This window comes from Chthoniobacter sp. (genome assembly GCF_040003245.1).
Classification (GTDB): domain Bacteria; phylum Verrucomicrobiota; class Verrucomicrobiia; order Chthoniobacterales; family Chthoniobacteraceae; genus Chthoniobacter.
This window is the reverse complement of the sequence record NZ_JBDUCX010000003.1, coordinates 59,650-71,857: the sequence shown is the minus strand read 5'-3', so window position 1 is coordinate 71,857 and position 12,208 is coordinate 59,650. Positions and strand designations below refer to the sequence as shown.

Genomic DNA, 12,208 nt, shown 5'->3' with positions numbered 1-12,208 from the left:
CGACGCTGATCGGCTGAACCTTGTGACCCCAAGGCAGCAAAGACGGCACGCTGACAAAAAGCGCGACCACCGCCGCCGCCGCCATGGCTGCGACGCCGATCTTCCAGTTCGGACGCGGGAAGGGGACCACCTTGCGCTCGGCTCTCTTCGGCGCGGCAACGGCGGGCAACGGACGAAGCGTGAGGTTTTCCGCATCATGGCGACCCCATTCGGCTTCGCCCCATTGGCGGATCAAGGCATTCCAGCGCGCCAGCTCCCAAAATTCGTCCCGGGCGCGCGGGGAGGCGAGCAGCATGGTCGAAAGCTCACTGCGTTCTTCGCCGGTGAGCACCTGGTCAAAGTAACGCTGCAGGAGAAGCTGGGTGCGTTCGTCGCTCATGGCTTCAGGGATTGGCGGCGAGCATGCGTTGCGTCACGCAATCGCGCAGGAAGACGCGGGCGCGGGAGAGGGCGACGTGGACGGATTCGACGGTCCAGCCGAGACGGCTGGCGATCTCCGGTGGACGGTGGGCCTGTTGGTAGCGCAGTTCGACGGCTTCGCGGGCCTTGGGCGCGAGGCCTTCCATGCACTTGGCCAGGTGCTGGATCTGCTCCTCGGAATACCAAGTCTCGGCCGCGCCTTGGGAAGCGAGCGCTTCCAGCACCTCGGGTGCGAGGCGCTCGGGCACCGGCGCGTGCTTTTCGAGCGTCTGGAGCACCTTGTAGCGGGCGATCGTCCAGGCCCAGGCGCGGAAATTGGTGCCCCGCTGGAAGGTCGCCGCCTTGGCCGTGATGACCAGGAAGGTTTCCTGCACGATGTCGTCCACGAGGCTGAAATCACTGACCAACGAGAGCACGAACCCCCGCAACGCCGGCAAATGCTGGACGAAGAGGCTTTGGACCAGAGCGGTCTGTTCAGGGCTCGCGGGAGCGTTGGGCATCGATTAAGTATCGGCTGAATGGGGGGAACTTAGCACGGGAAATACTCTTATTTTCAGAGAAAATGAGGGGTGGGGAGAGGGGGATTCCCCAAACGGGTCATCCTGAGCTTGCGAAGGACCTCTGAAATCTGCCTTTCCTCGCTCGTACAGCAGGGGATAAAGGCGTGCTTTTGATGGCGCCACGCGTCAGATGCCAGAGCGAAATCAGAGGTGCTTCGCAAGCTCAGCATGACAGGCTTGTGGGGGCGGCTTCGCCGCTTTCCCTTACTTCGCGCTCACCGTCTTCACCTCGACCGGCTTCTTCAGCTCCTCGGCCGTCCAAGGCTTGGTGCGGTCCTTGATCGCGGCCCGCACACTGGTCACGAAGCTGGGGGTGACCGGGGTGCCGGTGTGTTCCCATTCGCGACGGATGTAGGTGAGGATGCCGGCGACCTGTTCGTCGTCGAAGATGGGCAGGCCGGGCATATCGAGCTGCCATTTGTTGCCGACGACATCGATCGGGCCGCTGAGTCCCTGGGTGACGATGCGGATGATCCTGTCCGGGTTGCCTAGCACCCATTCGGAATCGACCAGCGGTGGCGCAAGCCCGGCCATGCCGAGGCCGGTGGGCTGATGGCAGGCGATGCAGATGGTGGAATAGATCGTCTTGCCCTTGTCGAAGAGGGCCTGCTGGTCGGCCGTGAGCGGATGCACCACGGGCTCGACCCAACCGGCTTTGCCGGACCACACGAGCAGCGGATCGATGCGGGCGACGAGCGCCTTGATCTTCGCGTCCTTGCTCGCCTGCAGCGCAATCATGGCTTGCGGTGCGGAAGCCAGTTTGAGTGGATTGCCAAACTTGGCGGCCTTGGCGTTCTTCGACGCGGTCTTGCCGGTCATGCCGTTGAGCAGCGCGAGCTGCCGCGCGCCGCCGGCGGGTTGGGCGCCCAGGAGCTCGAGCAGATGCGAAACCCGCGCTGCCTTGCGCTCTTTCATCACGCAGCCGGCGAGGGTGGCGAGCACCTCGCTCTTCGCCAGTTTTCCATCGTCCGTGGCGGGAAGTTTCAGCAGCGTGTCGAGGAATTCGAGTTCGTGTCCGCTCAATCCACTGGCGGCGGCTTCACCGAACATCGGGCCGCCGTTCTCGACCAGCGAGAGCAGCGTCTGCGCGGCCTGCGGGTCGTCCACGCCGCTCAGTTTGAAAGCGAGGTGCAGGCGCACCTCGATGCTCGGGTCGGACGCGAGCTTGGCGAGCTCGGGCAGCGCGGTCGCTGGATCGGAAAGCCGCACGGCGGCCGCGCGCACTTTGTCGTTCTTGTCGTGCAAAGCGGTGGTGATGACCTCGGGCGTCAGCGCATTCAGGCCTTCGAGCGTCCACAGCGCTTGCACGCGGGTTTGCGGCGTGGGGCCGGTCGCGGCCACCTTCTTCACCTCGGGCGCGACCGCGGCATCGCCGCGCTCGACCAGCACCCGTTGGGCGGTGTCGCGCACCCAGCCGTTGGGGTGGGTGAGCAGGGCGGGAATGCGCGCCGTCTCCTTGGGCAACCGCACGAGCTTCGGCTTCGCCCCATCCGGCACGATGCGATAGATGCGGCCGGTATTGAAAGGCGTCTCCAGCTTGCGGTCCTGGATGTTCTTCACGAGGTAATAGGTGAGGAAGCCTTTGTGCTGAATCACGCCGCGGCCGATGTCCACGATGTAGAGCGCGCCGTCCGGACCCGTGTACGCATTCACCGGGCGAAAACGCTCATCGGTCGACGTCAGGAATTCCTTACCCTCATACGCATTCGCCGCGGTGATCTCGCCGTCCTTTTCGCTGAGCGTCACGCGCTTCACGAGGTTGCCCGCGGGCTCGGGGATGAAGACGTTGCCGCGATATTCCTTCGGGAAAAGATCGCCGCGATAGACGCCCGGTCCGCAGGTCGCGGTGACGGTCTGGAGCGTGCCGTTCGGACGCAGCGTGCCTTTCACGAGCTTGCCGTCCTTGGTGGTGTCCTCGATGTAGCCGCGATTCACGCCGGGTGTCGGCACACTCGGCCAGCACGATTGATCCTTCATGACCTGCACCGCGAGGCCGCTGCGATTGGCGAGATGGTTGTTGCGCAGGTAATAGCTCGGCGGCACGAGATGCGCGCGCAGCAGGTCGCTGTTCGAATTGGTGTACTCGCGGCCCCAATCATCCTGCGTGAGTCCCCACTGGCCGAAGGGGGAGTCTTCCTGCTTGAGGAATTGCCCGCCTTGCAGCCGGAAACGGGAGGTGTAACCGGCCGAGCCGATCCAGTTGTCCATCATCCATGTCGGGCTGTTGGCCATGTGCTCGGGCTGGCCGCCTTTGGTCGCGAATTTGTCGGTCACGATCTCCTGCTTGTCGGCCACGCCGTCGCCGTTGGTGTCGTGATACCACACCAGATTCGGCGGCTCGCTGACCAGCGCGCCGTCCCCCAGGGCCATCACGGCGCGGGGGAGCAGCAGATGGTCCACGAAGACTGTGGACTTGTCGTAAATGCCGTCGCCTTTCGTGCTCTCGAGGCGGCTGATGCGGCAGGTCGGCTGATCTTCGCCCGTGCCCTCCACGTCGTGCATGTAGCCGCGCATCTCCACGACGTACATGCGCCCCTGGTCATCCCAGGAAATCGCCGTCGGCGTCTCGATCATGGGTTCGCTGGCCACGACCTCGGCATGGAAGCCGGGCGGCAGCTTGAAGGTCTTGATCTCCTCCTGCGGAGAGAGCGGGCGCGGCGGCGGCAGCGGGAAATGGATCTCGGGATTCGTCGGCCCACCCCCGGCGCGTTTCGGACCGATGGGTTCCGCGGTGTCGGCGGGCTTGGCGTCCGCCGCGGTGGTCTTGGCGTCCGCGACAGTGAGCTTGGGATTGGTCCCACTGTCGGCTTTTTCAGCGAAAGCGGCACAGAGCAGCAGTGCGGCGGCAAGGGTGGTGGCGAGAAACGGGGATGCGGAGGAGAACGGGGTGCGCATAGCGGGCAGGCAGACTAAGTAGAACAGCCGCGAATGCAAGGTACGGGCTCCGGCCTGCAGCGCTTGCCCAGTCAAGGCTTGGCGGCAATGGCCTTCAATTCCGCCCGGACCAGGGTGCGAGTATTAAACATCGTTCCTTTTAGGGAGAGGACTTTTTGGAAATCTTCCGCCGCTTTGGCCTTATCTCCGGCCAGGAGGTATTTCATGCCGACAAAGTACCAAGCTTCGCCTTCGCCTTGGTGCTGCGTGCTCCCGGCCTTTTCATCACCCGCTTGGACAAAGGCAATCAGTTCGGACTCGGAACATTGATTCACGAGGTATTTGGCGATCTGAACGGAGTTTTCCAGATTGCCGATTTTCGACCCCGCCGAAGACAGACTGGCGGCGAGTTCCCGGTCCGCTTCTTTCCTCCGGCCTTTGCGGACCCTGATCAACCACATGTAGCAGTGGGTTTCACCGATCCCGATGTTCGCGGCGTCATCGTCCGCCTTTTCTTTGAGGAAAGCGCTCCAGGCGGTGTCGTAATCCCCTTTGGCCATCAGGACTGTTTCGCGCTGGACCTGGGCTACGGACAGAGTTGCCAGGGCGGAATCATCCTTTTTCGTGTTCGCTTGGACCAATGCGATCACCTTGTCGTAGTCGATCAATGCGCCCTCCAGATCGCCGGCTCCCTGCTTTTGTTTACCTTCCTTCAGGCAACTCTCGGCCGTCTGTTGACCATGGACACTCAGCGTTAGCGAAATTAGAAACGCGCCAAGGAAAAGGAGCCTGCCTGGGTGGTGCACATTCATGACGAGGGGAGGGATTCCGTTCGTTCGTTAACCAACGCAAAAACGGCGGAGCATCGTCCCCATTTTGCCTCCGATCGTAAAGGGCAATAGAGACGTCCCCGGATCCTCGTCGCCGCCCGCGCGCTGTTGGCGAAACGCACAGACCGTGAGGAAAGATGCACACCTGGAAAGACATCCATGGCGGGATTTGCGCACGTATTTGACGTGCATCCGGTGGTTTCTCTCTGTAAGGCTTGGCTTTGAGCTACGTGGCATGGCCGTTGCTGAACGCGCGAGGCCACTTTCCACCAAGGCTCCTGCCGCTACCACCTACCCAACTCCGCATGAAAAAGATCGAAGCTATCATCAAGCCCTTCAAACTCGAAGAAGTCAAAGACGCCCTGGCCGATCTCGGCATCGAGGGCATGACCGTCACGGAAGTGAAAGGCTTCGGGCGCCAAAAGGGCCACACCGAAATCTATCGCGGCTCGGAATATACCGTGGATTTTCTGCCCAAGGTGAAGCTGGAGATCGTGGTGAGCGACGAGATCGTCGAGAAAGCGGTCGCGACCATCGTGGCCGCTGCGAAGACCGGCAAGATCGGCGACGGCAAGGTGTTCACCTTCGCGGTCGAGAGCGCAGTGCGCATCCGCACCGAAGAGACGGGCGACAAGGCCGTCTGAGTTGAAGTAATCCGTGGTGAGTTCTCAGTAATCAGTGGGGGGGAACACTGGCTGGGAACTGCGCGCTCGCCTCTCCGGCGCTCCTCCTGCACCTTCCCCGGGATGAGTTCCCTTCCCTTTGGAGACCTGCCCGTGGGCAAGCCGCGCGCGTTCGTGCCGGCAGAGATTGACCTCGGCGATTGGGCGCAGATCGCGCCGTTGTTCGACCGGCTCGAAATGCTCGGGGAGCAATGCGCCGCGATTTCGGAATTGGAACGCTGGCTGATCCATTGGAGTGAATTAAGTGCGGCCCTGGAAGAGGAATCGAGCCGCCGCTACATCGCCATGACATGCCACACGGACGATCCCGGAGTGGAAAAGGCCTACTTGGATTTCGTCGAGCACATCGAGCCGCAAACCAAGCCGCGCCAGTTCCGCCTGGAGCGCTTGCTGGTCGCCCACCCGCTCTGTGGATCGCTGCCGCTGCCGCGTTACGAAGTGTATCTACGCGATGTCCGAAACCGCGTGAGCCTGTTCCGCGAGGAGAACGTCGCGCTGGAAACCGAGGAGTCCAAGCTGGGCCAGCAGTACCTTAAACTCAGCGGTGCGCTGACCGTGCAGTTCCGCGGCGAGGAGAAAACACTCACCCAGATGGGCAAGCTGCTGGAAGATCCCGACCGCGTCTTGCGGGAGGAAGTGTGGAACCGGGTGACCTATCGGCGGATGCAGGAGCGCGAGCCCTTCGAGGAGCAGTTCGATGCCTTGCGGAAATTGCGCGAGCGCATGGCCGCGAACGCCGGCTTCGGCAATTACCGCGACTACGCCTTCCGCCGGCTCGGGCGCTTTGATTACACGCCGGAGGATTGCGCCCAGTTCCACGACGCCGTGGCCAGCGAAGTCGTCCCGGTGCTGCGCGAATTGCAAGCTGGGCGGCGCGGGCAACTGGGCTTCGACACCCTGCGCCCGTGGGACACGACCGTGGATCCGCTGAACCGTCCGCCGCTCCAGCCCTTTGCCGACGTCGAGGAGATGGTCTCGCGCACGCAGAAGATTTTCGACAAGCTGGACGGCGAGCTCGCCGGCGGCTTGCGGCAGATGCACGACCTGCACCTGCTCGACCTGGATAATCGCAAGGGCAAGGCGCCGGGTGGCTATCAGCAGACGCTCGCCGAAGCGCGTCTCCCCTTCATCTTCATGAATGCGGTGGGTCAGCAGCGCGACGTGGAGGTTCTTTTACACGAGGCCGGCCATGCCTTCCATGCGCTGGCCGCGCGCGACGAGGATCTGCTGCCCTACCGGCAAAGTCCGCCCATCGAGTTCTGCGAAGTCGCTTCGATGAGCATGGAGCTCCTCGGCAACGAATTCATCGAGGAGTTTTATGCCGCGCCGGAGGCGAATCGCGCCCGGCGCACGCACCTCGAAGGCATCATCACCACGCTCTGCTGGGTGGCGACGGTGGATGCTTTCCAGCACTGGATTTACACGCACCCGGATCACACCCGCGCCGAACGCGCGGGAGCCTGGAGTGCGCTGATGGATCGTTTCGCCGGAGACGTGGACTGGAGCGGGCACGAAGACGCGCGCGCCTACCTCTGGCACCGCCAGCTCCACCTCTTCGTCGTGCCCTTTTACTACATCGAATATGCCATCGCGCAGCTTGGCGCGCTCCAGGTGTGGGCCAACTCCAAACGTGACCCGGTCAAGGCGCTCGCCGATTACAAGAAGTCGCTGGCCCTTGGCGGCTCACGGCCTTTGCCGGAGTTGTTCGCCGCGGCCGGCTGCCGGTTTCAATTCGATGCCGCGACGATCAGGACACTCGTCGAAATGGTGCGCAGCGAACTGCGGAAATTGAATCAGGCGGAACCATCTCCTCGCGTGTCATTCTGAGCGGAGTGTAACGCAGTCGAAGAATCCCGTCGCTCTACCAAAGATCACGGCTGATTGTTCGACGGGGTCCTTCGACTTCGCTCAGGATGACACCGCGAGGGAAAGTGTAATTCACTTCCCAGCCTAAGGCTCCAACACCTCCACCACCACTGCCGTCGTGTTGTCCCGGCCGGCGTTCTCGATGGAGGTGGTCACGAGTTGCTGGGCGGGGTTCCAGTTCGTGGCGGTGGCTGCGGCGGGACGGCGGAGCAGCTCCGTGAGGGCGTGGTCGTAAAGACCTTCGACGACGCCATCGGTGCAAAAGAGGAAGACATCGCCCGGTTCGCAGGCCACCGCGCCGACCTGGGGATCGACGAATTGATTCCCCGCGCCCAAGGCCCGCTGGAGGACGTTGCGCCGCGGGTGGGTGCGCGCCTCGCGCTCGTTGATCTGCCCCTGGCGAAAGAGCCAGCCCACGTAGGTGTCGTCGTGCGTGATCTGCCGGAGGACGCCCTCCCGCGCGGACAGATAGTAGATCCGGCTGTCCCCGATGTGGGCGAAGAACATCCAGCCGGGCGTGAACCAGCCCAGGCTGAGCGTGGCACCCATGCCCGCGCACTCCTCGTAGCAGCCGCCCAGATAGGTGAGCGCACGGTGCACCTGCGCGAAGAGCTCCTCCAGCACGTCGGCAAAGCCGGATTCCAGGCCCGTCACTCCCAGCCGGTAGGAGCGGGGTAGGAGGTGCGAGATTTTGTCGATCGTGATGCGGCTCGCAAACTCCCCGGCCATCGCTCCACCCATGCCGTCGCTCACCGCAAAGACGAAATCGTGATGCTCGCCGGTATCCTCACCCACTTTGCCAAGGAACCGCAGCTCCTGGGCGTCGAACTGGATGGCGACAAAGGAATCCTCGTTGTTCTTCCGGACCTTCCCCCGGTCTGTGACGCCGCACCAGCGGAGACGGAGCGCCGGGCCGGACTTATGAGACGGGTCCATCAGCGGGCTTTTCGAGGTCGGACAGGATGGTGGCAAACTCGAAGTCAATCAGGCAAAAACGGCCATCAGACTGGCGGTAGGTAACATTTCGCATCTCGGCGTCGTCATGCCGGACACCATACTTCTCCAGCTCGGCGTAAAGCTCCCGCATCCGCTCCTCATCGAGGTGTTCGACCCGTGTTCCGCAGCTCGAGGTAATCATTTTAAGCTGATCCGGGTGAGCTTCGATCAGGGTGGGCACAAATGGACAGCCGCGGGACTGCAGATAGCGCAAAACCCGGACCTCATTGGCAAATCTTTCTTCGGCTTTGGGGCCGCGAAAGGTTTTTTGCACCCGGCCATCGTAGCCCATGCGGACGGTGGAGCGGAGCGTGTCTTTGACTTGGTTCATTCAGAGGAGAACTTGCCGAGGTTCGGAGAAGGAGCAAGCCCGGATAAGGAGCCCAAAGAGCTTAAGCCTGAGGCCTAGGTAGCGCATCACGCTACTTCGGTGTGTTCGGGATTGTCCTCGTGGCACTGCATTTGCTAAAACTGCGCCGCGTCAAAAAATTGGGCTCCCACAGCCCAAACCACCACCGCAGCGGCTAAAAAACGACGCACGCCGCTCAAAAAACACCACTACCACAATCCACTAATGGCGAAGTATAAACTGGAATACATCTGGCTCGACGGTTACGAGCCAGTCCCCAACCTGCGCGGCAAAACCCTCATCAAGGACTTCGATAGCTTTCCCAAGCTGGAAGATCTCCCCAAGTGGGGTTTTGACGGCAGTTCGACGCGTCAGGCCGAAGGCCATAACTCGGACTGCGTGCTGCTGCCCGTCTCGTCGTATCCCGATCCCACGAAGACCAACGGCGTTCTCGTCCTCTGCGAAGTCATGCATGCCGACGGCACCCCGCACTCGACCAACGCTCGCGCTACCATCCTCGACGATCCCGGTACGTGGTTCGGCTTCGAACAGGAATACTTCCTTTATAAGGATGGCGCACCGCTGGGTTTCCCGCCCGGGGGCGCTTTCCCGGCCGAAGGCCAGGGCCGTTACTACTGCGGCGTAGGCTTCGGCTTGATGAATGCGCAGGCCCGCGAGATCGTCGACACGCATCTCGATCTCTGCCTCGCCGCCGGCCTCAACCACGAAGGCATCAACGCCGAAGTGGCCAAGGGCCAGTGGGAATTCCAGATCTTCGGCAAAGGCTCCAAGAAAGCCGCTGACGAAATGTGGATCGCCCGCTACCTCCTCGTCCGCCTCTGCGAGAAGTACGCCATCGACGTGAACTTCCATTGCAAGCCGCTCGGCGCCACCGACTGGAACGGTTCGGGTATGCACTCGAACTTCTCCACCGAGTACATGCGCACCACCGGCGGCAAGGACTACTTCATGGCCCTCATGGATGCGTTCGACAAATACAAGAACGAGCACATCGCCGTCTACGGCCCGGACAATCATATGCGTCTCACCGGTCTCCACGAAACCCAGTCCATCGACAAGTTCAACTGGGGCGTTGCCAACCGCGGCGCGTCCATTCGCGTCCCGAACAGCTTCATCCCGGCCGGCTACAAGGGCTACCTGGAAGATCGCCGTCCGAACTCGCAGGGCGACCCGTACAAGATCGCCAGCCGCATCTTGCAGACGATCGCCACGGTCTCGACCAAGTAAATGGTCCCTGTCCCGCCTCCATTTTCCCGGCATCAGGGCATCCCAGGGGATGCCGGGAGCCTGCGAGGCGGCGACCCAAGGATTTGACCTTTAAAGGGGCTCTGCGAAACCCCCAAGGCTAACCGAAAACGCCGTCCGGCTGAGATATGCCGGGCGGCGTTTTCCTGTTTTTTGGGGAGAGGGGGACGTCTGGATAAAGGCAGAACATCCAACATCCAATTGAGGAGCCGCTCGCGCGGGGCGCCTCTGCCATTGGATGTTCGAAGTTGGGTGTTGGGTGTTCTGCCTTGCCTCTAGTCCACCCGCAGCGCCTTTACCGGATCGAGGCGTGCGGCCACCCAAGCCGGCACCAGAGCCGCCATGGAGCACAGAAAAAAGGCGCCGATGCAGATCACGGCGACATCATGCGGCACGACCTGGGCGGGGATGCCCTCGAACTCGTAAATGCCGGCGGGAAAGACCTCGATGTGCATCGTCGCCGAAAGCCAGTCGCGGAACGGGTTGCGATAGTGCAGGACCGTGAGGCCCATCGCCAGGCCACCGAGGGTACCCATCGCGCCGACGCACATGCCTTGCGCGAGGAACACCCACACGATCTGCGCCGTCCGCGCCCCGATCGCCTTCATGATGCCGATCTCTCGCGTCTTTTGCACGGTCACGGTGATCAGCGTGTTCATGATGCCGAAGGCGGCGACCAGGACGATGAAGAAGAGGATGATAAACATCACGTGCCGCTCCATGCGGATCGCGTCGAAACGCTCGCGGTTTTCATCGTACCACGACGTGGTGAAAGCGCGGCCGTCGAGCGCATCTTCGATCAAGCGCTGGGTCGTCCGCACATCGTAGGGATTCAAGGTGCTCACCGAAAGGCCATGAACCCCGTCCTTGAGGCTGTAGAGCTCCTGCGCGTTGGTCAGCGGAACGAGCAGGGTGGAGGAATCGACACTGTTCCGGCCCGAGTTGATCAGGCCCACGATTTTCATCGGCGCGGGGAAGACGACGTCTTGCTTCAAGTCGGCCAGCGTGCGGGGCTTCGCCTTCGGGTCGTCGCTCTCCCGGCGAATCTCATCGAGCACGCCGTGGATATTGCCCGGGGCGTAGATCGTGATCTCATCCCCGATATGGGCGCCGAGCTGCGCGGCCAGTTCCTTGCCCACGATCACCGTATCCGGCGGCATATCGACTGTGCCGGCGACGAATCTCTTCAGGTCGATCAGTTTCTCCTCCTCGGGGACGTCGATGCCGCGGATGATGGCGGGGTTCACCCGGCCGTCGTGTTCGACCAGGACAGGGCCCTGCACATAGGGGGCCACTCCGACCACGCCGGGGATGCCTTTGACTTGGGGGAGCACTTCGCGCCAGTTGCGCATCACCTCGCCATTGGTCACCCGCAGATGCGGCTCAAAGCCCAGGATGGCCCGCTGGAGCGTCCGCTCAAAGCCCGTCATGACCGAGATGACCACGATGAGCACCATGACCCCCAGCGTGACCCCAAGGACGGAAATCACCGTGATCACGGAGACGAAGGTGCGCTTCGGCCGCAGATAACGGAGCGCGAGGAAAAGGCTGAAAGGGGCTTGCACGGGCGGGCGACATGGAAGCCGCTCCCGACCCGCCAACCAAGCGAAATTGTCACTGTTCGCCGGATATCAATCCTCCGCCCAAATCCCCGCCTTTTTCCGATGAAAATATTTTGAGAAACGTGTTGACGATGTATGGTCAGAAGTCTTCATTCGTCCCTATGAAGAAAGTTCTCTCCCTCCTAGTCGCTTTTGTCTTTCTCCAAGTGCAATCCTGGGCGCTCAGCGGTGGTCCGGTCTACGCCGGGACCACAGCAGCAGTGAAAGGAACCTACGCGGGCTCTCTGGTTCCGGCCATTGCCGGCAACAGCTTGGGCATTTTTTCCATTGGCGTTCCTTCTACGGGTCTGGCTTCGGGTGTTTTTGCGATGTTTATCTCGGGGGGCGCTTTTTACGGCAGCATTGTTGGAATCATTGATCCAGACAAACTGACATTGAATGCCCTCGCCCAAGCCCAGGAAAACGCGGTGCGGACTCTTTTCGCGAATGGGCAATTGCAGATTTTGACGATCCCGGTGGCCCTCGCATCTGGCTCGATCCAAGCCAAATTGATCCCGACCAAGCAGCAATTTGCTTCGCAGAGCGGCGGGGGCTATCGGCTTACGGGCAGTGGTGAATTGCAGACATCCAGCTTTCCTGCTGGTGGCGGTGCGCCGGTTCCTGGTGTTACTGTCGCCATTACCGTCGACGGTTTCCAGCAGTCGACCACGGTGGATAGCACGATTAACCTGAGTACGCTTACGGGCACCCAATCCAGCACTACTGGTGGTTAGGCGGGAGAAGGGGAGCTCTAATCTTTAGC

At 61.9% G+C, this 12,208-nt stretch carries 10 protein-coding genes and 1 pseudogene; 4 read left to right on the top strand and 7 right to left on the bottom strand.

Annotated features, from left to right (window positions below; translation table 11 throughout):
- The 4 genes and pseudogenes from ABJF10_RS00945 to ABJF10_RS00930 all read right to left on the bottom strand — a co-directional run.
- Positions 1-379 (bottom strand): annotated as a pseudogene (locus ABJF10_RS00945) (hypothetical protein); the annotation flags it as partial.
- Between the two features lie 4 nt (positions 380-383).
- The gene (locus tag ABJF10_RS00940) at positions 384-920 is read right to left on the bottom strand and encodes a sigma-70 family RNA polymerase sigma factor (RefSeq protein WP_348542630.1); all 537 of its coding nucleotides are present in this window, start codon (positions 918-920) and stop codon (positions 384-386) included.
- 264 nt (positions 921-1,184) lie between these two features.
- On the bottom strand, positions 1,185-3,875 hold the full coding sequence (locus ABJF10_RS00935; protein ID WP_348542629.1) for a c-type cytochrome: 2,691 nt from the start codon (positions 3,873-3,875) through the stop codon (positions 1,185-1,187).
- A gap of 71 nt (positions 3,876-3,946) precedes the next feature.
- On the bottom strand, positions 3,947-4,666 hold the full coding sequence (locus ABJF10_RS00930) for a hypothetical protein (protein WP_348542628.1): 720 nt from the start codon (positions 4,664-4,666) through the stop codon (positions 3,947-3,949).
- A 323-nt stretch (positions 4,667-4,989) separates the two neighbouring features.
- Here ABJF10_RS00930 and ABJF10_RS00925 point away from each other — a divergent pair, with 323 nt between their 5' ends.
- On the top strand, positions 4,990-5,328 hold the full coding sequence (locus ABJF10_RS00925) for a P-II family nitrogen regulator (protein WP_348542627.1): 339 nt from the start codon (positions 4,990-4,992) through the stop codon (positions 5,326-5,328).
- A 102-nt stretch (positions 5,329-5,430) separates the two neighbouring features.
- Complete coding sequence (locus ABJF10_RS00920) at positions 5,431-7,194, top strand: M3 family oligoendopeptidase (RefSeq protein ID WP_348542626.1); 1,764 nt, start codon at positions 5,431-5,433, stop codon at positions 7,192-7,194.
- A gap of 123 nt (positions 7,195-7,317) precedes the next feature.
- Here ABJF10_RS00920 and ABJF10_RS00915 read toward each other — a convergent pair whose 3' ends face one another.
- Both ABJF10_RS00915 and ABJF10_RS00910 read right to left on the bottom strand, forming a co-directional pair.
- Entirely contained in the window at positions 7,318-8,169 is an 852-nt protein-coding gene (locus ABJF10_RS00915) for a protein phosphatase 2C domain-containing protein (protein WP_348542625.1), read from the bottom strand.
- Positions 8,153-8,560, bottom strand: a complete 408-nt coding sequence (locus tag ABJF10_RS00910; RefSeq protein WP_348542624.1) for a serine/threonine protein phosphatase — start codon at positions 8,558-8,560, stop codon at positions 8,153-8,155. Before ABJF10_RS00910 ends, ABJF10_RS00915 begins: the two co-directional genes overlap by 17 nt.
- A gap of 243 nt (positions 8,561-8,803) precedes the next feature.
- On the opposite strand from ABJF10_RS00910, the gene ABJF10_RS00905 reads away from it, so the two are divergent.
- Positions 8,804-9,826, top strand: coding sequence for a glutamine synthetase beta-grasp domain-containing protein (locus tag ABJF10_RS00905; RefSeq protein ID WP_348542623.1), 1,023 nt, complete (start codon positions 8,804-8,806; stop codon positions 9,824-9,826).
- A 293-nt stretch (positions 9,827-10,119) separates the two neighbouring features.
- Here ABJF10_RS00905 and ABJF10_RS00900 read toward each other — a convergent pair whose 3' ends face one another.
- Complete coding sequence (locus ABJF10_RS00900; RefSeq protein ID WP_348542622.1) at positions 10,120-11,409, bottom strand: ABC transporter permease; 1,290 nt, start codon at positions 11,407-11,409, stop codon at positions 10,120-10,122.
- Positions 11,410-11,567: 158 nt separating this feature from the next.
- Between ABJF10_RS00900 and ABJF10_RS00895 the strand changes: the two genes are divergently transcribed.
- Complete coding sequence (locus ABJF10_RS00895) at positions 11,568-12,179, top strand: hypothetical protein (RefSeq protein ID WP_348542621.1); 612 nt, start codon at positions 11,568-11,570, stop codon at positions 12,177-12,179.
- The last annotated feature ends 29 nt before the right edge of the window (positions 12,180-12,208 follow it).